This window comes from Amycolatopsis sp. NPDC049253, assembly GCF_040678995.1.
GTDB lineage: Bacteria > Actinomycetota > Actinomycetes > Mycobacteriales > Pseudonocardiaceae > Amycolatopsis.
Map to the genome: position 1 here is coordinate 68,654 of NZ_JBFAQX010000033.1, position 24,340 is coordinate 92,993.

The 24,340-nt window shown below is 69.7% G+C and carries 18 protein-coding genes; 5 read left to right on the top strand and 13 right to left on the bottom strand.

Annotated features, from left to right (window positions below):
- Nucleotides 1-352: 352 nt before the first annotated feature.
- Genes arsB through AB0K15_RS41065 form a run of 3 tightly spaced genes read right to left on the bottom strand, consistent with a single transcriptional unit; the run spans nucleotide 353 to nucleotide 2,564 of the window.
- A complete protein-coding gene (arsB, locus tag AB0K15_RS41055; RefSeq protein ID WP_364063941.1) occupies nucleotides 353-1,450 on the bottom strand; it encodes an ACR3 family arsenite efflux transporter in 1,098 nt (365 codons plus the stop codon).
- Nucleotides 1,451-1,488: 38 nt separating this feature from the next.
- Nucleotides 1,489-1,893, bottom strand: a complete 405-nt coding sequence (locus tag AB0K15_RS41060) for an arsenate reductase ArsC (protein ID WP_364063948.1) — start codon at nucleotides 1,891-1,893, stop codon at nucleotides 1,489-1,491.
- 29 nt (nucleotides 1,894-1,922) lie between these two features.
- Nucleotides 1,923-2,564, bottom strand: coding sequence for an arsenate reductase ArsC (locus AB0K15_RS41065; RefSeq protein WP_364063951.1), 642 nt, complete (start codon nucleotides 2,562-2,564; stop codon nucleotides 1,923-1,925).
- Nucleotides 2,565-2,678: 114 nt separating this feature from the next.
- Here AB0K15_RS41065 and AB0K15_RS41070 point away from each other — a divergent pair, with 114 nt between their 5' ends.
- Nucleotides 2,679-3,086: a metalloregulator ArsR/SmtB family transcription factor gene (locus AB0K15_RS41070; protein ID WP_364063954.1), complete on the top strand. Its 408-nt coding sequence runs from the start codon at nucleotides 2,679-2,681 to the stop codon at nucleotides 3,084-3,086.
- Nucleotides 3,087-3,512: 426 nt separating this feature from the next.
- On the opposite strand, the gene AB0K15_RS41075 is transcribed toward AB0K15_RS41070, so the two are convergent.
- Both AB0K15_RS41075 and glnA read right to left on the bottom strand, forming a co-directional pair.
- Nucleotides 3,513-4,205, bottom strand: coding sequence for a gamma carbonic anhydrase family protein (locus AB0K15_RS41075; RefSeq protein ID WP_364063961.1), 693 nt, complete (start codon nucleotides 4,203-4,205; stop codon nucleotides 3,513-3,515).
- A gap of 176 nt (nucleotides 4,206-4,381) precedes the next feature.
- Nucleotides 4,382-5,806 carry a type I glutamate--ammonia ligase gene (gene glnA, locus AB0K15_RS41080; protein WP_364063964.1) on the bottom strand — a complete coding sequence of 475 codons (1,425 nt, stop codon included), beginning with the start codon at nucleotides 5,804-5,806 and terminating at the stop codon, nucleotides 4,382-4,384.
- Nucleotides 5,807-6,460: 654 nt separating this feature from the next.
- Here glnA and AB0K15_RS41085 point away from each other — a divergent pair.
- The gene (locus AB0K15_RS41085) at nucleotides 6,461-6,718 is read left to right on the top strand and encodes a hypothetical protein (RefSeq protein WP_364063967.1); all 258 of its coding nucleotides are present in this window, start codon (nucleotides 6,461-6,463) and stop codon (nucleotides 6,716-6,718) included.
- Nucleotides 6,719-7,646: 928 nt separating this feature from the next.
- On the opposite strand, the gene AB0K15_RS41090 is transcribed toward AB0K15_RS41085, so the two are convergent.
- The 7 genes from AB0K15_RS41090 to AB0K15_RS41120 all read right to left on the bottom strand — a co-directional run bounded on the left by AB0K15_RS41090 (nucleotide 7,647) and on the right by AB0K15_RS41120 (nucleotide 19,830).
- Complete coding sequence (locus AB0K15_RS41090; protein WP_364063970.1) at nucleotides 7,647-8,465, bottom strand: alpha/beta hydrolase; 819 nt, start codon at nucleotides 8,463-8,465, stop codon at nucleotides 7,647-7,649.
- An 855-nt stretch (nucleotides 8,466-9,320) separates the two neighbouring features.
- Nucleotides 9,321-9,689: a hypothetical protein gene (locus tag AB0K15_RS41095; RefSeq protein WP_364063973.1), complete on the bottom strand. Its 369-nt coding sequence runs from the start codon at nucleotides 9,687-9,689 to the stop codon at nucleotides 9,321-9,323.
- Between the two features lie 513 nt (nucleotides 9,690-10,202).
- Entirely contained in the window at nucleotides 10,203-12,077 is a 1,875-nt protein-coding gene (locus AB0K15_RS41100; protein ID WP_364063982.1) for a hypothetical protein, read from the bottom strand.
- Complete coding sequence (locus tag AB0K15_RS41105; protein WP_364063987.1) at nucleotides 12,077-13,177, bottom strand: VWA domain-containing protein; 1,101 nt, start codon at nucleotides 13,175-13,177, stop codon at nucleotides 12,077-12,079. The genes AB0K15_RS41100 and AB0K15_RS41105 overlap by 1 nt, the downstream gene beginning before the upstream one ends.
- Nucleotides 13,174-15,423: a DUF5682 family protein gene (locus AB0K15_RS41110; protein ID WP_364063990.1), complete on the bottom strand. Its 2,250-nt coding sequence runs from the start codon at nucleotides 15,421-15,423 to the stop codon at nucleotides 13,174-13,176. Before AB0K15_RS41110 ends, AB0K15_RS41105 begins: the two co-directional genes overlap by 4 nt.
- 13 nt (nucleotides 15,424-15,436) lie before the next feature.
- Complete coding sequence (locus tag AB0K15_RS41115) at nucleotides 15,437-16,507, bottom strand: AAA family ATPase (RefSeq protein ID WP_364063995.1); 1,071 nt, start codon at nucleotides 16,505-16,507, stop codon at nucleotides 15,437-15,439.
- On the bottom strand, nucleotides 16,504-19,830 hold the full coding sequence (locus AB0K15_RS41120; protein ID WP_364064002.1) for a DUF4132 domain-containing protein: 3,327 nt from the start codon (nucleotides 19,828-19,830) through the stop codon (nucleotides 16,504-16,506). The genes AB0K15_RS41115 and AB0K15_RS41120 overlap by 4 nt, the downstream gene beginning before the upstream one ends.
- An 876-nt stretch (nucleotides 19,831-20,706) precedes the next feature.
- Between AB0K15_RS41120 and AB0K15_RS41125 the strand changes: the two genes are divergently transcribed.
- The 3 genes from AB0K15_RS41125 to AB0K15_RS41135 all read left to right on the top strand — a co-directional run bounded on the left by AB0K15_RS41125 (nucleotide 20,707) and on the right by AB0K15_RS41135 (nucleotide 23,269).
- The gene (locus AB0K15_RS41125) at nucleotides 20,707-21,990 is read left to right on the top strand and encodes a GNAT family N-acetyltransferase (protein WP_364064007.1); all 1,284 of its coding nucleotides are present in this window, start codon (nucleotides 20,707-20,709) and stop codon (nucleotides 21,988-21,990) included.
- A 444-nt stretch (nucleotides 21,991-22,434) separates the two neighbouring features.
- Nucleotides 22,435-22,584: a hypothetical protein gene (locus AB0K15_RS41130; RefSeq protein ID WP_364064023.1), complete on the top strand. Its 150-nt coding sequence runs from the start codon at nucleotides 22,435-22,437 to the stop codon at nucleotides 22,582-22,584.
- 196 nt (nucleotides 22,585-22,780) lie between these two features.
- Nucleotides 22,781-23,269, top strand: coding sequence for a transposase (locus tag AB0K15_RS41135; RefSeq protein WP_364064011.1), 489 nt, complete (start codon nucleotides 22,781-22,783; stop codon nucleotides 23,267-23,269).
- Here AB0K15_RS41135 and AB0K15_RS41140 read toward each other — a convergent pair.
- Nucleotides 23,266-23,679, bottom strand: coding sequence for a hypothetical protein (locus AB0K15_RS41140; RefSeq protein ID WP_364064016.1), 414 nt, complete (start codon nucleotides 23,677-23,679; stop codon nucleotides 23,266-23,268). The two genes, AB0K15_RS41135 and AB0K15_RS41140, sit on opposite strands and share 4 nt — an antisense overlap.
- Nucleotides 23,680-24,340 lie beyond the last annotated feature (661 nt).

Below are 24,340 nucleotides of genomic sequence, written 5' to 3' on the forward strand. Positions count from 1 at the left end.
GCCGCTACCCCGTCGGTGTCGCGGAGACCGGTGTCGAGCGCCGCTGGGTGGCGATGTCGAACAAGGCGCACCCGTCGATGTCGTCGGGCAGGAAGCGGGGCGGACGCCGCGTCACCTTCGCCGTGGTCGTCAGGTCCGCGGCGATCTGCGCACCCGTCCACCGCCGGCCACCACCACGCGCTGCCCGGCGAACTCGGCGACATTGCGGTAATCCACGGTGTGCAACTGCCGGCCCGTGAACACATTGCCGCTCATAATCGGCACGAACCGGCGCCACCACTCCGTCTACTGTGGATACGGCGGTGACGGTGGTGGAGCGGCCCGCCGCTGATCACGACAACGTCTGCGCTGCTCACTTCGGCGCGTCGACGGCCTTGTCGGCCCAGCGCTTGCGCAGCCACAGGCTCACGTACACCAGCGCGACGAGCACCGGGACCTCGATCAGCGGCCCGACCACCCCGGCCAGCGCTTGCCCGGACGTCACCCCGAACACGCCGATCGCCACCGCGATCGCGAGTTCGAAGTTGTTGCCCGCCGCGGTGAAGGCCAGTGTCGTGGTGCGCGGGTAGGACAGGCCGGCGGCTTTGCCCAGCAGGTAGCCGCCGCCCCACATGATCGCGAAGTAGGCCAGCAGCGGCAGGGCGATCCGCACGACGTCCAGCGGGCGCGAGGTGATGTTGTCCCCCTGCAACGCGAACAACATGACGATGGTGAACAGCAGCCCGTACAGCGCGATCGGCCCGACCTTGGGCAGGTACTTGCTCTCGTACCACTCGCGGCCCTTCGTGCGCTCCCCGATCCGGCGCGAGAGGTAGCCCGCCACGAGCGGGATCCCGAGAAAGATCACCACCGACAGGGCGATCTCCCACGGAGAGAACGAGATGCTCTGGCTTTGCAGGCCCAGCCAGCCGGGCAGCACGTCGAGGTAGAACCAGCCGAGTACACCGAACATGATCACCTGGAAGACCGAGTTGATCGCGACCAGCACGGCGGCGGCTTCGCGGTCGCCGCAGGCGAGGTCGTTCCAGATGATCACCATGGCGATGCAGCGAGCGAGGCCGACGATGATCAGCCCGGTGCGGTACTCGGGCAGGTCCGGCAGCAGCAGCCACGCCAGCGCGAACATCAGCGCCGGGCCCACGAGCCAGTTCAGCACCAGCGAGAGCACCATGGTGCGCTTGTCGCGGGTGACCGTGTCGAGCCGGTCGTAGCGGACTTTCGCCAGCACCGGGTACATCATCAGCAGCAGCCCGAGCGCGATCGGCAGCGACACCTGCCCGATCTTCACCGCGTCCAGCACGCCCTGCAGCCCGGGAATCACACTGCCCAGCAGCAGCCCGAGCGCCATCGCGGCGATGATCCACACCGGCAGGAACCGGTCCAGAAAGGACAGTTGGCGCAGGACTTCGCCCTGGGCCGGGGTTGTTCGGTTGTCAGCGGTCTGGGTCACGGAGCAGGCCTCCAGGAAGTCGCAACGTCAGGTCGGGGTCAGGCGTCGAGCAGTTCGGCCAGCAAGCCGCGGATCCGCCGGTCGATCTCGTCGCGGATCGGGCGCACCGCGTCCACGCCCTGGCCCGCGGGGTCGTCCAGCGGCCAGTCCTCGTAGCGCTTGCCCGGGAACACCGGGCACGTGTCACCACAGCCCATGGTGATCACCACGTCCGACGCCTCGACGTCGGCGGTCGACAACTTCGTCGGGATCTCCGCGGCGATGTCCAGCCCCCACTCCGCCAGCGCCTGCGCGGCGGCCGGGTTGACCTTGTCGGCCGGCTCCGAACCCGCCGAACGGACCGCGACCCGGCCCAGGGCGTGGTGCTGCAGCAATGCTGCCGCCATCTGCGAACGGCCGGCGTTGTGGACACACACGAACAGCACTTCGGGCACTCGGGTCACCGTCGATTTCCTTCCAGCACCAGGGAACGTCATGAAGACAGCTCGCCGAGCAGCCCGCGCACGCGGGAGTCGAGCTCGTCGCGGATGTGGCGCACCACCGCCAGCGGCTGCCCGTCCGGATCCGGCACCTCCCAGTCGAGGTACCGGCGCCCCGGGTAGATCGGGCACGCGTCGCCGCAGCCCATCGTCACGACCACGTCGGCCGCGCGGACCACCTCATCGGTCAGCGGCTTCGGATACGCGCACGTCAGCGAGATGTCCCGCTCGGCCATCGCCTCCGTGACCACCTCGGGAATCCCCCGCGACGGACGCGAGCCCGCCGAGCGCACCGACACCCGCCCGAACGCGTGGTGATCCAGCATCGCCGCCGCCATCTGCGACCGACCCGCATTGTGCACGCAGACGAACAGCACCTGCGGCACTTCGACCCGCACCAAACCCGTCGCGCGCCCGCGATCCAGCAGCCGCTCGCGGGCGAAGCGGGCCGTGAGCGCCGGCAGGTGGGCCTGCACCGTCGCCGTCGCCTCCAGCAACGCGTACGACTCGTGCACGAACCGCGCGACCATCTCCCGCGCGAACGTCCCGCGGAACCGGTCGGCCAGCTCGTCCACGATGCGCTCGACCTGCGCGTCCGCCTCGTGCGCGGGCAGGCCTCGCGAAGGCTGCACCATGACGCTCTCCTTGGATTGACTTATCTCGATCCAATTGAACGCGATTGGATCGAACTTTGTCAATCCACGCGGTATGGTCAGAGGAGAGACACGCACGACACGGCGGGAGGGCGCATGACGGTCGAGCACCAGCACAGGACCCCGATCCGGGTGACCCTCCTGCTCGCCGAGCCCGCCGCCGTCGTCACCGCCACCGACGCCACCGACGCGGCCAAGCTCTTCAAGGCCCTCGCCGACCCGCTGCGCATCCGGCTCGTGTCCCTCATCCGCCACTCGCCCGGCGGCGAAGCCTGCTTCTGCGACCTCGCCGAAGAGTTCGACATGCCCCAGCCCACGCTGAGCCACCACCTGCGCGTCCTCGTCTCCGCCGGCATCCTCACCCGCGAACGCCGCGGCACCTGGAGCTGGTACAGCCTCGTTCCGGAGCCGTTGGAAAGCCTGCAGGCGCTCCTGCAAGCCGGCGGGCCGCTGGTCGATCGGATCGCTCCGGTAACCGACTCCGAGCGCGCAGGACGTTGCTGACCTCAGCGCCTCTCTCGTCACCGCGGATGATCAAAGTCATCCAGCAGGCCCCCATCTCAACGTCCAGGAAACCGCCCATCCGGAGGAAGATCCGCGCCGACGGACGAGCCGGGCTCGGACTTCTGGCAGTTGAAGCACTTCCTCGATGGCTGCCCGTCGTCGGCGGCCCGGGGCCAGAACGTCGACACTTGACCTGGTGCTGCAGGGCCTGCCCGAAATCTGATCCCCGGATTTCCCAGCAGGGTCAACGATTTCTTCGGCCAACAGGGTGTCCTGACGTCGAATCCAGACTACGGAGTACGCCACGTTCGTCCGGCGCCCGCTGGTGGCGAAGAACCCGCCAGCCGACGTCAGGCAGTTGAGCGGCAGGCGACCGCGTCACCCCTCGGCATCCGAGCGGCCGCCCGGCCACCGGCTGCGGAGGGGTCACACCCGGTCCGTCCGCTCGAGGTCGGCCTCGTCGAGCAGTTCCGGGGTGACGTTCTCGTCGTAGCGGTGCAAGGCGAGCGCCCGGGCGTAGCGTTGCGCGATCCGGGTCATCACCGGCTCGTTCGGCGCCTCCGTCACGCCGAAGACGGTGCCCGGGTAGTTGAGCGGTTCCATCACCGCGGCGATGCGATCCCACTGCTGCGGTGGGAACAGCTGTACCGGATCACCACCGGCGAACCAGCCGATCGGCACCGCCGTTCCCGGCGGTACCACGGTGTTCACGTGCACCACGGCCCCGAACTCGACATCGGCGCCGGACCCGATGCGGGCGCCGTTGTAGATCATCGCTCCGGTCGCGACTCGCGCATCGCCGTCGATGACGCACCCGCTGAGGTGGGCGTTGGGCCCGACCAGGACGTGATCACCGAGCCGAACCGAGTGGCGCCGGGAACCGCGCAGCACGGCGTGTTCCATGATCACGCAGTGGGCGCCGATCTCGACGGGCCCGCCCTCCGCGGTGAGCACGGCGCCGAAGAGGACCCGGCTGTGCGGACCGACGGTGACATCCCCGCACAGCACGGCTGTCGGGGCGATGTACGCGGACTTGTCGACCCGCGGGTGCCGGTGCTGGTGCTCGATGAAGACCGCGCCGCGGCCGACCGGATGCAGGTAGTCCTCGGGAAAGGTCATCGCGGCCTCCGATCGGCAGGCAAGACCGGTACCGGCGCGGCAGCGCCGGGCCCCGCACCACAGAACGACGCTACGCCCGACGTTCAGCCAAGGCCAGGCGCCTCACTCACCGACTGCCGAGCTCACCTCCGGAACGCGGTTGCCCAGCGGCCGCGGGCAGTCAGCTTCGTCACCCCTCACACGTCGTAGTACAACGCGAATTCGTACGGGTGCGGGCGCAACCGCAACGGGTCGATTTCGTGCTCCCGCTTGAAATCGACCCACGTCTCGATCACGTCCGGGGTGAACACGTCACCTTTGAGGAGGAACTCGTGGTCGGTTTCCAACCGGTCGATCACCGCCTCCAGCGAGCCGGGAACCTGGGCGACATCACGAGCTTCCTCGGGCGGGAGTTCGTAGAGGTCCTTGTCGATCGGCGCCGCCGGCTCGATCTTGTTGCGGATCCCGTCGAGCCCGGCCATCACCATCGCGGCGAACGCGAGGTAGGGGTTGCCGGAGGAGTCGGGGCAGCGGAACTCGATGCGTTTGGCCTTGGGACTGCTGCCGGTGATCGGGATGCGGACGCAGGCGGAGCGGTTGCGCTGGGAGTACACGAGGTTGATCGGCGCTTCGTAACCTGGGACGAGGCGGTGGTAGGAATTCATCGTCGGGTTGGTGAAAGCCAGCAGGCTCGGCGCGTGGTGCAGGATGCCGCCGACGTAATGGCGCCCGATGTCGGAAAGGCCGCCGTAACCGGTTTCGTCGTAGAACAGGGGCCCGTTCTCATCCCACAGGGATTGGTGGCAGTGCATGCCGGAACCGTTGTCGCCGAAGAGCGGCTTGGGCATGAAAGTGACGGTCTTGCCGGCCGCCCAGGCAGTGTTCTTCACGATGAACTTGAACAGCTGCAGGTCGTCCGCGGCGTGCAGGAGAGTGTTGAACTTGTAGTTGACCTCGGCCTGGCCGCCGCTGCCGACCTCGTGGTGGGCCTTCTCGACCTCGATCCCGACGCCGGCCAGGTTCCGCACGATCTCGTCGCGCAGGTCGGCGAAGTGATCACGTGGTGGGACGGGGAAGTAACCGCCCTTGTACGGGGTCTTGTAACCCTGGTTCCCACCGAGTTCGTCGGCGCCGGTGTTCCACCAGCCCTCGATCGAGTCGACCTCGTGGAAGGCGCCGTTCTCCGCGGAGTCGAACCGGACGGAGTCGAAAATGTAGAACTCGGCCTCCGGCCCGAAGAACGCACGGTCCGCGATGCTGGATTCGGCGATGTACTGCTCGGCCTTGCGGGCGATGTTGCGCGGGTCGCGGCTGTACGCCTCGCGCGTGAACGGGTCGTGCACGAAGAAGTTCATGGCGAGCGTCTTCTGGACGCGGAACGGGTCGACGCGGGCGGTGACCGGGTCGGGAAGCAACAGCATGTCCGACTCGTGAATGGACTGGAACCCGCGGACCGAGGAGCCGTCGAAGGCGAGCCCGTCGGTGAAGGACTCCGCGTCGAAGGAGGCCGCCGGAACGGTGAAGTGCTGCATGATGCCGGGCAGGTCGCAGAACTGGACGTCGATGAACCGGACGTCCTCGTCGGCGACGAAGCTCAGGATCTCGTCGGCGTTGGTGAACATGTTCCCCTCTCTCCTTCGCGGGTGTCGATGACGAACAACGGCGAGCCTCAGGACAGGCCGAGGACGCTGATCGCGATGGGCCGAGACCACAGTTCGGGTCCGGCGAGCCTCACCACCGGGCACAGATGTTGTGCCGAAAGAGTTTACTGCATTTCGCGGACGTCTCCGGTGAGCTCGGCGAAAACCTGCACACGGCGTCGCACCCGAGGCCCAGCCGAAGCGCCGCTCCGGTGTCCCGGAAGAGCGCGAAGTGGAACACGAAGGGCTGAAATGCGCAGCGGATGGCCCGTGTCGGCCTCTGGCCGATGAAGTTGGACGACCTCCGAACCGGTCCGCCTGCCGGTGTTGGTGACCGTCGTCTGGGCGCGGAGTCCGCCGCCGCCGTGGGAAAGCCGCAGTTTGCCCAGACGGAAGGTGGTGTAGGACAGGCCGAAGCCGAACGGGACGAGAGCTTCTCCTCCGAGTGCTGGTTCCAGCGGTGACCGAGCGCCAGGCGTTCGTCGTAGTACATCTGGACACCCGTCGCGGGGAACTCAACGGTGATCTGCCAGGTTTGGATGATGGCGTGACCATCGCCGAGTGTGTCCAGGAATCACCGGGCTTCAGGTTCGTGGCGTCGGTCCAGTTGTGTCTGGTGACGTCATACCACAGGTGATGTGCGGTGGTGGCGATCTTCTCATCCGCCAAGCGCAAACCAACATCACCAGCACCTACCCCGGCACGTACGGCCCCGACCAATGGGCTGCCACCCCGCCCCTCACCCGGCTCCACTACGACGAGCCCATGCGCAAGGCCAACGGTGACACCTCGATCTCCGTGCGCAGGGCAGGGTTCGGCGACAACTACACGGTCCACCCCAACCCCGCTCAGACCAGCGACTGCAACAAATACCCCCTTCGCCGCAACCCATGAAGGCACGTGCGCCGTCAAGCAAAAGCCGACCCCAGGAAGCCTCGCGGTGAAGCCCGCCCTCTCCACCCACAACCAGAACGCCGGGACCCGGCTCGGCACCCGGGAAGCCGACGACCGCATCCCCGAACGCGACCCCTTTTACACCATGATCACCGACTGATCCCGAGCACACATTCCACACCCCGCACGGACGCGTAATGCTCGCCGTCATCACAGCGAGTCCGAGCGACAAAAACGTCCTACTACCCACCCCGGCGACTACAAGCTCAAGGCACGCCCAATAGCCACCCGCGACCTCGACGCCGAGCGGCGACGTCTCCCCTACGTCGCGACCGGTGCCGACAGATCGTTTCGCCAATCGATAGGGTGGTTGTCGTCCGTCATCGGCCGCGTGACCCGTAGCTACTGACGCCGTTCCTTCAGCCGTCGCTCGCCCGAGATTCCCAGCACCACGATCACGCCATGGCTCTCGCCTACCTTCTCGGGGACGGGAAGCCCGCAACCCCGAAACACCGGCAACCCGTTCGAGTCGCTTGACCTGCGGTTTTACTACTCGGTGGGGCTACGGCCGGAACTCGCGAAGTGTGACGCAACGCGAACACCGCACCTGAGGGCTTATCGGCCACCGGGTGTGGCGAGCATGATCAGCCACTCCGTTCCCGAGTCGCGGCCACGCTCGTTCTGCTCTACGCCCAGCCGCTCGGCCGAGTCGCCGGCTCACCCTCGACGACCGTCGCCGGTTTCGACGGCGTGCCGAACCGGCATGGCGCAAGATCAGCGATGTCGACGCCGGCCTGGATAGCCGAGTCGAAGTTGGCCAACCGTTGCGCTCCGGGGCACAGCCGACCGGCTGGTTCAGCTCGCGTCCAGATGGTGTCTGGACCACGCGGATCGGCTACGAGCACTTGCACGCGACGTGGAAACCACTTCAGCTCTTGATGAACTCCAAGATATCGGCGTTGAGTTGTTCAGCATGGGTGACGTACAGGCCGTGTCCGGCAGTGGGATATTCCCGGTAGACCGCATGGGTCACCAGCTTCCGGGTACGACGGCCGGTGACGTCGATGGGTGCGGACTGGTCGGACACTCCGTGCACAACCAGCGTCGGAATAGTGACGCGACGCAGGTCGGGGCGGAAATCGGCGTGGAAGTTCGAGTGGAACATCGCGGCCGTCGCGAACGGCGATGCCGACAGGCAGCGCCGGACCTCATGCTCGATCAGTGCCGGTGAGACGTCGTTTCCCAGATGCGTGGCGAAATAACCCTGCGCTCGATCGGCGAACCACTTCGGCCGGTCCTTCCGCAACTGTGCCAGCGTCGCCTCGTTGACCGTCTCGGGAATTCCCTCGGGATTGTCCTCGGTCAGTTGGAGGCACGGCAACGTCGATGCCAGGAACGCGACACTGGACACCCGCTCCTCACCGTGCCGGGACAGATAGCGTGCGGCCTCGCCACCGCCGGCCGAGTGGGCGACGAGCGTGATGCCGCGCAGGTCCAGATGCTCGATCAAAGCGGCCAGATCGTCGGCGCCGGTGTCCGCGTCGTAGCCGGAGGAGGGGCGGTCCGAGCGGCCATGCCCCCGCCGGTCCAGCAGGACGCACCGGTATCCCTGCTCGACGAAGAAGGGGACCTGATACTCCCACATTTCGGCGTTCAGCACCCAACTGGAGACGAACACCATCGGCGCTCCCGCACCGTAATCCTCGTACGAAAGACGCGTCCCGTCACCGACCTCGAAGAAAGGCATTTTCAGCTCCTCACCATTGTGTTATGACCCAATACTCGGCGAAGCCGAGAGGCCAGTCGATTACCTGGCACGTAATGAGTCCTGCGGCTGATCGCGGGCGAGCACGCCGGCCTCGCGGCGCCTGACGACGATGGCGGGCTGGTCCGGAGGCCCGTCGGCGGCGAGCAGCTCGGCGACTTCGCACAGGTACCGCTCATGGCCCGCCCCTGGAACCGGTCGCGCGCCGGGGCTCCCGAGGCTTCGATGCAGCGGACGTAGGTGTCGAAACGGGTCGAGGATCATGCGTTTCGACTCGCGGGCGTTCTCGATGGCAGCGATGGCGAGTTCCGCCCTGGGTCAGGTGGACCTCGACGGCGGGCATGAACAGCAGGCAGGCCGCCGGCTCCTACTCGGACAGCGCCACCTCGTTGCGCCAGGAGGCCGCGAGAGTGCAGCTGGTGTCGGCGAACGACGTCCACGAGACGGCGGCGGGCAGGGCGGCCGTGCCATGGGGTCGTCGGTCACGACGGGCACCATGGCACGGCCAGGTGCGACAGCAGCTCCACCGACTCCACGGACTTCTCACCCGAGGCCCGGCCGCCCTTCACCCCGAACGAAGCGCGGCGCGGACGGCGTCGAACTGGGCGCGCAGGTCGGCCAGGGCGTCGGCGCGGACGAGCGCGCCGATGTTGGCGTGGCCGATTCTCCAAAGCGGGATCAAGCCTCACCTCCCGGCCGGCCGAATGGAGCAACGTCCGTCGGCATCCGGCGGGAATTCACCCTCTTGATCACGATCTCCGGCCCGTCGACGAGGATCGCAGAGTTCGGATCGCGTTGTGTTAGGCCAACAACCCCGAACACCGCATCTGGCAAGTCTCAACCGCGGCGCAGGGCTTGCCGGTCTCCGCGCCGGTGCCGGTCGCAGGGTCCTTGGCCCGCGTCGCGGGCGCCCTCGCCATCGCGGTCGCAGACAGCCTGGCCGTCGCCCACGAGCCCGTCTGGCATCTCACCGTGTCTTCGACAGCAGTCACCGTCAAGCCGGCTTCGTCGTGTCGAGTCGCGGTCGAGGCCGGGATTGTGGTCGTAGGGCGAACGCGCCGGTGCCGGCCGCGTGTTCAGACTGATGGAGATCGCGGCGAACAACCTCCGATTCTCGGCCTGGGCGTGGAGGTACTCGCCCGCGTTGATCGGGAAGTCACCGGCGCGGGTATCCATGAGGTGGCCGCCGGGAATGGTCTCGGGCACACCGTCGGGCACCTGCCTGCACCGGCCGGACGCGGAGTCGGCCCGGGCGATCAATCCGGGCGATGTCGTACTCGAGTGCCGTCGAGGGCCGCGGACCACCGGCTCGGGCAGCGGCAGCCGAGACGCCATCAGCACACCGGCCGCGTCAGCAGGCCAGAGCTCGGGATCGGACGTGGGGATCACGGGAGCGACGATCGATGCCATGCCGACCACCGCATGGATCGGAGAAGGCTGACAGCACGAGGCCGACCTTGCTTCTGCAGGACCGGCTGGCTGGGAGACTATCGGTGAAAGTTCACCACATATGTGTCCGAGGACCGAGTTGGCCCATAACCGCACACCGAGTTTCGCCACTGCCCTGAAGCTTTCGTGACAGCGCCGGCCGCCGAGGCGCGCCGGTCTGCTACTTGGTCCGGCGAATGGTCTGGGCGCCCGTCAGGGACACGATCATGTCCGTCGGGCACCATCAGCCTGCCCGCCGGCTCGGCGGGCCCGCACCTCCTTGGGCATATGTCAGCGGAGTTCCGCCGTCGTCAGCATTCGGGTCTGTGCCGCCGTCCAGGACTCCGCCGTCCACTCCGTGGCGAGGTTCGTCATCGCCGCCGCCATCGCACGCAAGCCCACGCCGGCCAGCTCCGCTGCGGTCTGCTCGGCTCGGGTGCGCAACGTCGGGGGCGCGTGCGAGAGGCCTCGGTGCGCTGCCTCCGCCAGCACCGACCCCGCTGCGCCCAGCGCGGTGCGCAGCGGGTCCTGATCCACTGCGGGCGGTGGCCCCAGCAGCTCGGCGCGATCGTCGGTGGCCAGGTCCGGGACCAGCACTCCGGCCTCCGTGCGCACCGCCAGCGGTTCGATCAGCAGGTTGCTGCCGGTTCGGCGCAGCGCACCGCTGATCCGGGTGGGGCCCGAGGCCAAAGCGCGGTGCGACGCGGCCAGGCGGCCCGGGCAGATTCCGCTGTGGGTGGCCGTGATCCGGGCCCGCGTCCCGGCGGCGTCCGCGATCACCGCGTCCAGTCGCTGCGCGCCCGGGTGGTAGCCCAGCTCGCACACCTCGGCGACCGCCACCACCGCGACGTCCTCGGCTTCGACACGCGGCCGGACCAGCTTCGGTGGCAGGTCCGCCAGCTGCTCGGCTGCTGCCGCGAAGTCGCGGACCACCGACGGCAGGTCGTCCCACGCCGCGCCGACCGGGGTCACCGACATCGTGCCGATCCGGGCCGTGCCCAGCCTCAATGCGCGGCTGGCGCTGCGCACCGCCGTTTCCGACACCACGTTCGACGTGGCCAGCGCCCCCAGCGTCGTGCCCGCGATCCGGCGGCCGGCCAGTTCGTGACCGGTCACCGGCTCTTCACCGGTGTCCCATCGCGCTTTCAGCACCAGCACCGAGCCGTCGCCGGCGAAGTAGACCTCCGCCTCGCGTTCTCCTGGCGCACCCCGCACCCGCGCGCCCAGCGCGATCAGCCGGATCCTTCGCAGTCTCGTCTCCGCCTGCTCGTCCGTGCCCAGGACCAAGGCCGGTGCGCCAGTCGCCCTGAACCGCGCCGGCAGTTCCGCCAACAACTCCGCGCACCGCTCCATCCGGTGCTTGGCGCTGCGGGCGGCATACGCGTCCACTTGCTCGCCGAGCTCCGCCATCGCCGCCGCGGGCCAGCGCAGCCCGGACGCTCCCAGATCGTCGGCGATCCGGCCGATCGACGCGCGCAGCACCGGGCTCGTGTTCGCGACCCCCTCGGACAGCACTCGCGTGACGACCTCGAGCGCCGGCCCGGACGCCACCCGTGCCGTGCTCGGGCCGCCGACCGCGAACCGGATGTCCTCGCCGGCCAGGCCGCGCGTGTCGGCCTCCCGGAACGCCCAGACCGCGATCGCGACCTGCTGTGCCCGGTCCGTCGCGTCGGTGTGCGCGTAGCTCAGCTCGCCGGGCACCAGGAACCGGACGGTCGCCGTGGGCAGTTCGGCCACTGCCACCGGATCCGTCGCGGTCGGCCGGCGCAGCCGCACGGCCAGCCCGGCTCGCCACCCGCGGCGGGCCGCCGTCACCGCACGCGCGCCGAATTCGGCGGTCAGGACGTCGTCGCCGACTTCACCCGGCGACCACGCCGTGAACTCCGGCGCCGCGGCGGGCAGGCGCTGGTAGCCGAGGACGACCGCGATCCGGTGACGGCACACGCCGGAGGCGCCGCAGGTGCACGCCGCGCTGTCGAGTGCGCCTTCCGGCGGGAAGACGACCTCGATGCCGTCTGCGAACCGGCCGCGCACCTCACCGGTCTCCACGGCTTCGACGACCGGGCCGTGGCCCGCGTCGATGTCCTTCTGCGCGCGCTTGACCAGGCCGCGGTTGGCGAGTGCGGCCAGCGCGTCCGGGGTGAGCGCGAGGAGGTCGGCCCGCATCAACCGAGCCGCTCCGCGACGAACTCCGCCAGCATCCCGGGCGTCATCGCGCCGACGTGCGCGCCGACGTCGGCCAGCCGTTGTGCCAGCGCGCGGTCGTAAACCGGGCTCGCTTCTTCGTCCAGCGCGGCGAGCGCCAGCATGTGTGTGCCCGCTTCGGCGAGCTTGCGCACGTCGTGCACCAGCCGGTACTCGTCGCCGCCCTCGAAGAAGTCGCTGACCACCACGACGATCGCGCGCCGCGGGTTCTCGATGAGCCCGGCGCCGTAGGCGACGGCCTTCGCGATGTCCGTACCGCCGCCGAGCTGGACTTTCATCAGCAGCTCGACCGGGTCGGTGACGTCCTCGGTGAGGTCGACGACCGCGGTGTCGAACGTGACCAGGTGCGTCTTCAGCCCGGGCAGGCCCCACAGGCACGCCGCGGTCACCGCCGAGTGGATCACCGAGCCGGCCATCGACCCGGACTGGTCGACGAGCAGGATCAGCTGCCACCGCTCGAGATGTTTGCGCGTGCGGGAGGCGAACTTCGGGCTGTCGATGAGCAGCCGCCGCTCGGCGGGCTGGTAGCGCCCGAGGTTCGCCCGGATCGTCCGGTGGAAATCGAAGTCGCGCGCCTGCTTGAGGCGGCTCTGGCGCCGCGACCGGGTTCCGGTGAACGACTGGCGGAGCTCCGGGGTCAGCCGTCGCAGCAGGTCCCGCACCACGGCTTCGACCAGCTTCCGCGCCATCGCCAGGAGGTCCGGGTTCATCAGGTGCTTGGTGCGCAGCACCGCCCGCAGCAGCGCCGGGCTCGGTTCGATCCGGGCCAGCACGTCGGGGTCGGTGACGATCTCGGTGATGTCGTAGCGCTCCACCGCGTCGCGCTGCAGGCGCTCGATGGTCTCGCGCGGGAACAGCCGGTGCACGTCGTCGAGCCAGTCCACTGTGGACAAAACGGTGGCACCTGAGCCACCGCGCACGTCCCGCTCGGCCAGCTCTTCGTCGCGGTCGTAGAGCCACGACAGGGCCGCGTCCTGCCGCGCCCCGACAAGGTCGAGCCCTCCCGTCGCCGGCTCCGCCGGCTGTCCGAGGATCAGCCGCCAGCGTTCGAGATCGGTCATGCCAGCCCCTCCCGGGCCAAGCGGGCGTCCACCCGGGCCTCCAACGCCGTCGCCTCGGCGACCACCAGCGGGTCGACCCGACCGGGTCGCACCAGGGCGCGCCCCGACCCGCGGAGACCGCGGCGGTCCAGCAGCCGCTCGGCGATCCGCTCCCGTTCGGCGGGCGGGAAGTAGCCGAAGGCCAGGCGCAACGCCGGCAAGGCGATCAGGAACTCGGCTTCCGTCAGCTCGCCCACGAGCTCGTCGAGCGTGCCCAGCACACCATCGGACTCCAGCACTTCCTCGCGAGCGATGCCGAACAGCCCGGCGAGCCAGTCGCCGATGGTGTCGGGTGCGGCCATGTCCCGCACCGCGGCCCGGGTCCGTTCCGGGTCCGGGGCCGTGCCCAGTGACCAGGCCAGGCCGGTCGCGGCGCCACGCAGGTCGGGCGGCACGCCGGCGTCCGCGGCAACGCGGGTGGCGACCGCGGCGGCCGTCGCGCGGTCCACGGTGAGGACGTGCTCGGCGTGACGGATCGTGTCGCGCACCGCCACCACCGCGGCGAGCCGGCGCCGCTCCGCAGGGGCCGGGCCACCGCGCACGGCTTCGGCCAGCCACAGGGCCCGGTCGACGCCCACCCGCAGCACCGCGGCCGCCGCCGGGCTGCCCGCGAGACCGAACAGCTCGTCGTGGCGCCACAACGCGAGCACCGTGCCCAGCGCACCGCCGAGCGGCGCGAGGTCGTCCGCCCGGCCCACCTCCGCGACCAACGTGTCCACAACGGACTCGGGCAGGGCCGGGACCCCGCACAGCGCCGCGTCGAACAGGACGCCCGCCAACGTGGGCAAATCCGCGCCGGGCATGCGCTCGTGCAGCACCGCCAACGCCGCTTCGGGCAGCGTCGCGCCGTACGCGGCCGCCTCGATCAGGGCGGGCAGGCGGGCGCCACCAGGGGTCAGCCGCCAGGTCTCGACGACCACCGGATCCGCGCCGCCGGCCGGACCGGACTGCCGGTCGAACCCGGGAATCCCCAGCAGCCGCAAGCAGTGCAACACCCGGCTGGCGCGCCGGCCCGGTGCGCCGGTCAGCTCCAGCCGGACCGGACCGGCGCCGTCCAGGCCCAGCTCCGCCAGTTCCGCCGCGACCCGGCCGGGCAGCGGCGGCGCCGGCGTGTCCGCATGCAGCCGGCCCACGCGTTCCCCGCTGAGTGCGGCCACCATCTCGACCACGACCGGATGGGCGCCCGGCTGCAGCGGTCCGCGGACAGTCCACGGCGGCGGCTGGGTCAGGTCGTCGGCGACCAGGGCTCCGAGCAAGCCGTCGAGAACGTCGACCCGGGCGGGGTGGTTGTGCCCGCGCAGCTTCGCCAAGCCCTCGGCGAGCGTGCGGGCCGCGATGAGGTCCGCTGTGGACACGGGCTGGCGCCGCTTGCGCAGCCGCTGGGCAACAGCTTCCAGCAGCCCCCGACCGGCGCCGGCCAGTCCCCGCTCCCAGAGCAGCTGGTAGTAGCCGGGCGAGGGCATGCCTGATTGGTAGCCGGTGAACGCGTCGAGCCGCTTGTGCGAGTACGGCACGAGGTAGCTCGCCGCATCGGGCCGCCGTGGCACCTCGGGCCAGGCGGTGCCGCCGCTCGCGGCCAGCCGCCGCACCGCCGCGGCGTGGAACCCGCCCGTGACGACCAGCACCGGCCGCTCCCCCGCGTCGGCGACCGCCGCGCGAACCCACGAAGCCATGTAGTCCTCGCGCTCCTGGTCGCGCTCGCTCGCCTCGGCCTCCCCTCGCAAGAGGTCGAAGTACGCGCTCAGCCGCTCGGCCAGGTCCTCGTCCGGAGCGGCTTCGAAGAGGTGGTCCCAGAGCGCGTCGGGGTTGTCCACCACGAACTCCGAGCAGAGCCGGCGGACCACCTCGGCATAGCGCAGCTCCGCGTCGGCGTACCGGTTGTCCCATCCGTCGAACGCCGGATGCCAGGCAGGCAGATCGATGAACCGCACCTCGGCCCCGGCCTCGGTGCCCGCCGTGAGGGCGATCCACTCGGGTGAGTGATCGCAGAACGGCGACCACGACGAACGGGTGCGTTGCTCGTCGCGGTAGCTCGTGTGGATCGCGATCGGCAGCTCGTGCCCGAGCAGCAGTTCACCGAGCCGGTCGTTGACGTCCGACGGCCCTTCCACCAGTACATACGCGGGCCGCAGCGCGGCGACGGCCGACGCCACCGCCCGGCTGCACGCCGGGCTGTGGTGCCGCACGCCGAGGAAGACCGCTCCCATGCCCCGCTCTCCTTCAGCCCGGCAGCAGGTGCCGCGCGTGGTGCAGCTCCTGCCAGGTCTCGGCGCCGCGCCGGGCCGCGTGCTGTTCGAGATAGCGGCGCAGCCGCGCCAGGTCGTCCGCGTTGTCCTTCGCCGCCGTGCCGGCCAGGCAGGCCACGACGTCGGCCGGACTACCCGCTTCGCCGCGCAAGTACCAACCCCGCACACCGACCGCGTGCGCGACCGACACCGCTTCGGCCGTGCTCATCACCGCCAACACCCGGTCGCCGGCCGATCCGCCACGCAGCTCGCGAAAGGTGGTGACCAGGACCTCCAGCACATCCCGGCGTGGCGGGGCCTCGACCCCTGACCGCGCGAGCAGCGCGGTCGCTTCCTGCTCGACCAGATCCAGCTCGGTGCCGAAGTCCGCGATCGGGAACACCGTCTCGAAGGTGAACCGGCGCTTGAGGGCAGCGCTCATTTCGTTGACGCCGCGGTCACGGGTGTTGGCCGTGGCGATGACGTTGAATCCTTCGGCGGCGAACACCATGCCCGCTTCCCCGGGCAGCTCCGGGATCGCCAGCACCCGCTCGGACAGCAAGGACAGCAGGCAGTCCTGCACCTCCAGCGGGCAGCGCGTGATCTCCTCGAACCGCACGAGGGCGCCCTCGCGCATCCCGCGCAGCATCGGCGCCGGCACCAGCGAACGCGTCGACGGCCCTTCCGCGACCAGGAGCGCGTAGTTCCACGAATACTTGATCTGGTCCTCGGTGGTGGCCGCGCCGCCTTGGATGGTCAGCGTCGAATCCCCGCTGACGGCCGCCGCGATCAGCTCCGACAGCAGGGACTTCGCGGTGCCCGGCTCACCGACGAGCATCAGCCCGCGGCTGGTGGCCAACGTGACCAGCGCACGGTCGATCAGCGACGGGTCGCCGACGAACTTGCGCCCGATGCCCTGGGCTTCGTCGCCGACGATGAACCGGCGCGCCGCCGCCAGGCTGAGCGCCCAGCCCGGCGGACGCGGCGCGGTGTCCTGCTCGCGCAGCCGAGCCAGTTCGTCGGCGTAGCGGGCTTCGGCCGGCGGCCGCTGCGGGTTCGCGGTCACCGGGTCAGCCCGTTCAGCTCGCCGAGCAGTTCGGAGGCCGTCACCGGGTCGAGCTCGCCGAACCGCCGGCCCTCACCGGACCGCCAATGACCGCCGCCGGCGTCGTCCAGCCAGATCTTGCCGAGCTCCTGCTCCGGCTCCCAGCTCACGTCACCGGCCGCAATGCCCGGGGAAAGGTCGACCACCACCACCGCGGCGCCGCCGGGGGTCGGCCGCAGGATCCAGCACTCCACCCCGGCGTCCTGCGGCTCGCCGCGCACCCAGCCGCGTTTCGTCAGGCCCAGCACCTTGCCGACCGGCGCCTTCAAGCCCTCGAAGCGCTTGAGGGTGGTCGCGGCCCGCTCGGCGTCGTCCAGTTCGGCCACCGGGCGGCCGAGCTGCGCGAAGGGCTGCAGGATCTCGTAGTCGGCGAACACCTCCGACCACGTCGCCAGCTCCGCTCCCAGGTCCAACGGGTGCGCGATGCCCACCTCGGCATCCGGGGGCAGCACGTAGACGTCGTCCTCGGCGTTGGCGTACGTGCGGTCCTCCGCGCAGCGGAACGTCTCGCCCGCCGTGGTGCGCCAGACCAGCCGCCGCACGATGTGCCAGAGCAGCGGGTGGCCGGCGAGCAGTTGTTCGAATTCGGCGACGGGCCAGCGCCGGCTCAGCACCATCGCCGCCTCCAGCCGAGCGATCTGGTCGGCGGCCACGGTGCGCACGTCCTTCTTCAGCGCGGCGAACCGCTTGTACTCGGCCTCGGCCAGCTCGGCGTCGTCCTTCGCGCCCGGCTTGGGCAACGCCTTGCGGGGCTTGCCGTCCTGGTCGGTGACATACGGTTTGAGCTGCTCGTCGAACCCGACGACGAACCGGCGCGGGCCGTAGTCGATCACCGCCGTGGCCGCTTCGTCGAGCCCCAGCGTCGGGACCAGGCGGTCGGCCAGCTGGTCGGCGGACAGGCCGAGCCCGTCGGCGACGGCAGTGATCTTCTCTTGCGCCTTCACCTTGAGCGCCTTGAACTTCACCTTCTGCGCGATGGAGTTCAAGTGCGTCAGCGCGACGTCGGTGCCGATGCCGGCGAGCACGTCGAGCGCCGCGGTCGCCCGCGCGTGCCCGCCCTCGCCCGGCCACGCGCGGATCAGCGGGCTCAGCTCACGCACGACGGCGTCGTCGCCCAGCAGCGCCAGCGCGGTCAGCACCCAGCCGTCCTTGGCCGGGAACCCGGCGCCCTCCCACCCCCGGAACAACGCCCACGCGAACTCCGCGAGCGACCTCGCATCGCAGGTTTCCCGGACGTACGGCACTCCGGCGTAGGTCTCATCCGGCCGGCACAGCGCGAGCATCGTGATCACGTGCCCCGCCGCGGCGTCCGGCAGTGCGTGACCGTCCTCGCGCAGCCGGATCTGCGGCAGCGTGGCGGGGTTCGCCCAGGCGCCGGGCACGGGGATCCGGGTGGGGATGACGTCGAGCGGATCGGTGGCCAGCAACCGGCCGATCGCCTCGGCGGCCTCCGGGCCATGGTCCGCCGCGGCCTGCGCGACGACCTCGCCGTTTCCTTGCCGAGCCAGCTGGCGCAGCGCCGCCTCCGCGGCGCGCCGCCGGGCCCCGGCCGGCCCCAGCGCGGGCGGGACGAGGTACCTCGCTGCGTCGTCCGGGTGCCGCCCCAGCCAGGCCGAAGCGACCGAGCGGGCCGACTTCAGCCGGACGAACCAATCCGCCACCAGCTCGGCGATCTCCGGGCTCGACAGAGGCAGGAGCAGTTCGCCGTGGCCGGGGTGGGCGGTCGCCGCCGCGACGATCGGCCGGTAGGCGAGCAGGCCGTGCCGGCCCAGCAGCAGCCGACCCCAGCTCTCGGCACCCCAGACGTCCGTGGGCCGCCAGTGGGGCAGGTGCTCGGTCACCCACGCCGTCGGGCCGTCGACGAACAGCCGCCACTCGATCCACCTCGCGCGCCTTCCGTCCTCGTAGGCGGCGATCTCCTTCGCCCAGTCCGTTCTGCCGCCGGACCGGAGGTCGCCCGCCCACCTGGCTTCTTCACCCGGCTCCCACAGGAGTTTCGGCTCGGCGTGCGCCTCGAGTCCGCTGAGGACAATGGGTTTGCCGGTCGCGCGCTTCTTCGTCCACGGCGGAGTCGCCAAGACTCGCGGCAACGACGCGAGCGGAGCCTCCGGCAACCGGTCGGCGTCGGACATCGCCTTCTCCACGGCCGCGCGCTGCTCGTCGGGCAGCCGCGGAAGTGCTTCGGCGACGATGTCCGGGTGGGTGCGGACATGACCGCGCAGCAGGAACCCGGCGGCGTCGGCGGTTTTCGTCCGTCCGGCGGCGGCTTCGGCCAGCAGCCGGACGGCTCGCGCCGGGAAGCGCGCCATCGCCTCGGCGACGACCGGCGCCACGTGTTTCTGGCCCAGCCGCGCCACGAGCAACCGGAACGCCGTGTCGGTGGGCAGGCCGGCGAGGAAGCGCAGCATTTCCTTGCGCGAGTCGCCGCCGTTCGGATCGCCGTCGATCGCCCGGGCCAGCGACGGGGCGATGGCCGGCCCCAGCGCGTCGGTCAGCGTGCAACGGACGCTTTCGTCGGCGAACTTCCAGTTCACGCGCTCGCCGTGTACAGCGGCGACCTGCTCCGGCGTGCTCAGGGACATCAGAACCCCTTCCCAGTCGAACTGGTAGGGGTCGACACCCTCGATCTCGGCGATCAACTCGTCCGTCCAGTCGGTGCGCGTCGGGACCAGATAGGACGCGACGACCCGGGTCGCCAACTGCGTACGGTTCGCCGCGAGCGCGAGCGTCGCGGCCTCGTAGTCGGCCTCGGCCGCCGCGGCGAGGATCGATCGCAGCCGCCGGAACAGCGGCTGCATCCTCACGTGCAGGGACGTCCGGGAACCGGTGTGCAGCCGCACCGACGCCTGCCCGTAGTGGCGGTGGTGGTCGATCCGGGCGGCCGCGGTTGCCGCCCGCACGGCGAAGGCAAGACCGTGGCGCAGAACCCAGGCGTCGGCCAACCGCCAGGTCTCGTGCCGCTCGTCGCTGTTCCAGCTCAGGCCGTCCACGCGCAGGATCGCAAGCGCACCGGCACCCAGCTCGTCGGCCTCCCCCGCCCGCACCCGGCGGACACCCGCGACGACTGCCGCGTCGCTGTCCGGCAGCCCGAGCGCCTCTTCGGCGCGCGGATCGAGCTGCTCGAGCACGGTCTGCCAGTAGCCGGCCGCACCCTGGTCGAGCTCGACCTCCTTGCAGAACCAGCCACCCCGCCGCACGTGCACGTGCTGCTCCCAGGCCGGCTCCGGCCGGAAGGTCGTCTCGTCGGCGCCCGGTCCGGTTTCGGGCTGCCTGCTGTCGTTCACCTGTGTCCCCCAGTCGTCCGAGTGATCGACCGCAGACTACGGGGAGGCCCCGACAGTTTCGGTCGCGTCGGCTGGTGCACGGCCAAACACAGTGTCTGCCGGTGACATCGCCGCAGAGCATGCGGTGCCTCCGGGCGCCGTGGCGACGAACGCCATGGACAGGCGCGGTGGCCGCCGCGCTACTCCCTCGACTGCGAAGAACCTCTTTATTGAGGATTCGGGCCGCGGCAATTCGCTGGCGATGAACTCCCTTCATCAGAAAGACATTTGACAATCTTCACTCACCGCCACTACTTGACCTTGAAGTCATCGACCTGGCCGGTAATCGTGCTCCTGACGTAGTGGATTTCGGTCCCGTTGATGTTTTGCGACATCAGCCGACATCAGCCGCTGAGGAGCCGGCCCCGCAGCCGCGCTTGCCGCGCGGCTCGCCGGCGCGGCCTGGCCGCGGTTTATGCGCAGGTGGACGCCGTGAACCGACCCATGATCGCGGCGCTCGAGCGCAGTGGCGCGAAAGCCGACGAATGGCCTAGGCGGTTGTTCGCCCGGTCTTGGCAGCGTGTCGAGCCGCCATGGCCGCGGAGGTAGCGACATCGGGAAGGGGCGATCAGCTCCTCGGGGTCGTCGCGCCGGGCGACCGGGATGGGCGAGGCGACGTGATGGACCCTTCTCGAAGCCCGCCACCTCAGCGGGCCACCGTCGTCGACCGTCAGGTTCACGACGATCTTCAGGCCGGCGTCGTAGGCATCGCCGTGGCGCACTGACGCGCGCAGGTCGGCCACGGCCCGGCGAGCGCGCCGTGGCTCGTACGGGCGTGCGGCGATCAGCTGCGTCCCGAAGGTGTGGGCGCGATGGTGAGTTGCCGGTAAGGTGGTGATGGTGCCGACGTGGCGATTGCGGGACTTCCACGACGACGATCTGGACCGCGTCATCCAGCTTTGGGATCAGGACCGGCAGGCGGACGATTCACCTCCGGTGTTTCCGATTTCGGAGGTCATCGACGCGACCCGGACCGGCGAACTCGTCGTGGTCGCGGCAGTCGGCGATGACGTGGTGGGTATGGCGGTCGCGCAGGCCCGGGGAGAGCGGGCGTGGATCGTGGGGGTGGCGCTCGCCCGGTTGTGGCGTAACCGCGGGATCGGCAGCTCCCTGGTCGGCGAGCTCGAGCGGCGACTGCGGGCGCAGGGGATTCGCCGGATCAGTGCGCTGCTGCCTCCCGGCGCGACGGGAGCCGCGGCCCTGGAAAACTCCGGCTATCTTGCTCGCACCGGGTTGGTGTTTTACGAGAAGGTCGAGCATCTCGGTGCCAGTGACGCCGGGCTGCTCGCGGAGCTCGGTGGGCGGGTTCTCCCACGAGGCCTGTGGACCGATCTCGCCGGGATGGAGCAGGAGAAGGAATCCATCGAGCGGCGGATAGTGCTGCCGCTGGCCGAGCCCACCGTGGCAGACCGGCACGGCGTCACGCCACCGAAGGCAGTCATTCTCTTCGGTCCGCCGGGCACCGGCAAGACGAGTTTCGCCAAAGCTGTTGCCTCCCGGCTGGAGTGGCCGTTCGTGGAGCTGTTCCCTTCCAGGCTCGCGTCGGTGGGAGCAGGGGGTCTGGCCAATTCACTGCGGGACGTGTTCGCCGATCTGGCGGGGCTCGAGAGCGTTGTGCTGTTCATCGACGAAGTCGAGGAGATCGCCGGCGTCCGGTCCGGGCTGGCCGTTGATCCCGGCCACGGAGTCACCAATGAGCTGCTCAAACTGATCCCCGGCTTCCGCGACCACGACAACCGCTTGCTGATCTGCGCCACCAACTCCGTCCGCTCTCTCGATCCGGCGTTCTTGCGTCCGGGCCGGTTCGACTACGTCATTCCGGTCGGACCCCCAGACCCGGCGGCGCGGGCGGCGATCTGGCGGCGCTACCTGGGTCCCACGGCCGAGAGTGTCGAGCTGCGCCGGCTGGTGGTGGCGAGCGAGATGTTCACGCCCGCCGACATCGAGTTCGCCGCCCGCAAGGGTGCTCAGGCCGCGTTCGAACGCGAAGTCGTCCACGGCCACGATGCCCCCGCCAACACCGAGGACTACCTCGCCGCCATCGCCGACACTCGACCCACACTCACCGAACCGGCCATCACCGAGTTCCGGGAAGACATCGAGCAGTACGTGCGTATGTGATCGTCGCGATCCCCAGACATTGCCCACGCGGGACCCGGTGCGTTCTCCGCGCACTTTGATCGGACACAAGTTCATCTGCAAGGAATTGCCTTGGTGTATTTAAGTGATTTCTCCGACAACCTCGCACCACCGCAATGTTTGCCGTCGGGAAACCGTGACTTTTGACCAGACCCCATGATCATGTCACTTCCCGCGCATCACTTTTTCGCATGCCTGGCTGTGATGTGACCCGTCGAGACCTTCTCCGCCGGGGTGCGATCACCACTGCGGCAATACCGCTGCTAGTGCCTCGTCAATGTTGGCTGGTGCGGTAATTGATCTTTGAGTCGTTGGTGTCCACCCTGGTCGCGGACGCGATGACCCGGCCAGGAAGGACGGCGACAGCTCGGCCGCCGGAGGTGTTCGTGCGGCCCTTGTCGATGGCCGGTTCGCGACATCGCCGACCTGGCCCAGGTCTCGCCACGCTACGTGCGCCAGGTCATCCACGACTTCAACGGAACGGGGTTCGCCGCGCTGGACCCGAAATGGAGCGGGGCGCACCGAAGACGATCGATGACACCACGCAGACGCAGATCCGCGCGATCGCCGGTGTGACCCCCGAGGCCGGGGCCGGCCGTGCTCCACCTGGTCGCCGGCCAAGCTGTGTGGCTACCCGATCGAGGCCGGCATCGTCGCGGCGATCAGCCGCGAGACCCTGCGGCGCATCCTGCGCGAGGGTGGCGTCACCTGGCAGACCACCAAAACCTGGAAAGCCGGCACCGATCCGGAGTTTGTGCCGAAGGTGCGCCAGGTGCTCGACCTCTACGACCCGCGGACCTCCGATGGCCGAGTGATCTGCGTGGACGAGTTCGGGCCGCTGGACCTGGCCACCGGCCGCATGACCTACCGCATCCGCACCCGCAAGCGGTGGGCGCAGTTCCTGGGCTTCCTCAAAGTGCTGCGTGCTCGCCGGCCGGGTGAGCGGTTGTACCTGGTCATGGACAACTACGGCCCGCACAACCGGCCCGAGGTCCGGGCCCGGTGCGCGGCCAACGCTATCGAGTTGGTGTTCCTGCCGACCAACGCCTCGTGGCTGAACTGGATCGAGTGCGAGTTCACCGCGTTGCGGTACTTCGCGCTCAACGGCACCGACCACCGCACTCACGCCGAGCAGAAACACGGCCAACGCCGGCTATGTCCGCTGGCGCAACGCGCATGCTCGACCGAAGACTCATCTCCCGATCAACTCACCCATCCGAGAACCCGATTACCTGATCAACGTTGCTCGACGAGGCACTAGGCCGGGGTAACGACCACCAGGAGCTTCAACGGCCCCTTGGTGTCCACGTCGCAGTCCACCGCGCGCGGCGGGCACGGGTAGCCGTGCGCGGCGATCACCAAGGCCACTTTGCCCGGCGCGACCGCCTGGTAGATCGAGGTCTTGCCGTACACCTGGGCCAGCCGGAGCACCGACCAGATCTGAGCGTCCAGTGCGCGCTGGGCAGTGTCGTCGTCCAGCTTGACCAGACCGCCTACCGGCAGCTCGACCGTGAGGTCCGGATCCATCCCCGGACTGACCACGTGTTCGGCCCCCTTGGGCAGCGAGTACCCCGCCGGGGCCACCGTCGGCCCCTGGTCGGGCGCCACTGACCGGGAGCACCCCGCCGACACCAGCCCGAACAACACCACCACGACGATCAACCTGCGCACACGCCCGAATCTAGCGCCCCCATGGCGCAACGCGGGCGGCATTCGCGTCCGAACTTGCCACCGAACTGCCCGATCGGGCCGCCCACGGCCGAAGTGGCGGACTACCGACCCACTGTCCAGGAAGGACGTTCCTTGGCTTCGCCCTGCCCTTTTGCGCCATCGTCCGCGGCCAGGCGCCCGCCACGATCGTTGCGTCGTGGCCCGACGTCGTGGCCATCCGCCCGCCGTGTCCGATCACCGCCGGGCATCTGTTGGTCATCCCTACGGCGTGCGCGGCCGCCCCCCGGCTGACGATCTGCCCGAGGTCAACCTGATCACCAGCAAAGGCGCCGAACGACTGCACGTGCAGGATGATGCAGCTGGCCGCCGACGGCGAGGGCTCGTGCGGCACCAACCATCGCCGGGCTCAACCGCGTCGCCTGTCATCACCTGCCCGATCCGCTGCACCAGCCGCGACCACCGGTCCTCGTGCAGTGCTCGGAGCGACAGCGGAACCCGTTCCCGGATCTTCCGGGCCGGCATGCTCGGATGGTAATTGTCGTACTGACCACTACCCCGCCGGCAGCCCGTCGTCTGGCCCGCAGTCCCGGCCACCACCAGCACACTCAACCAAGGGATTGTGACTTGTCCATGCGCTTTGTCCTGCTCACTGTCATGGCGG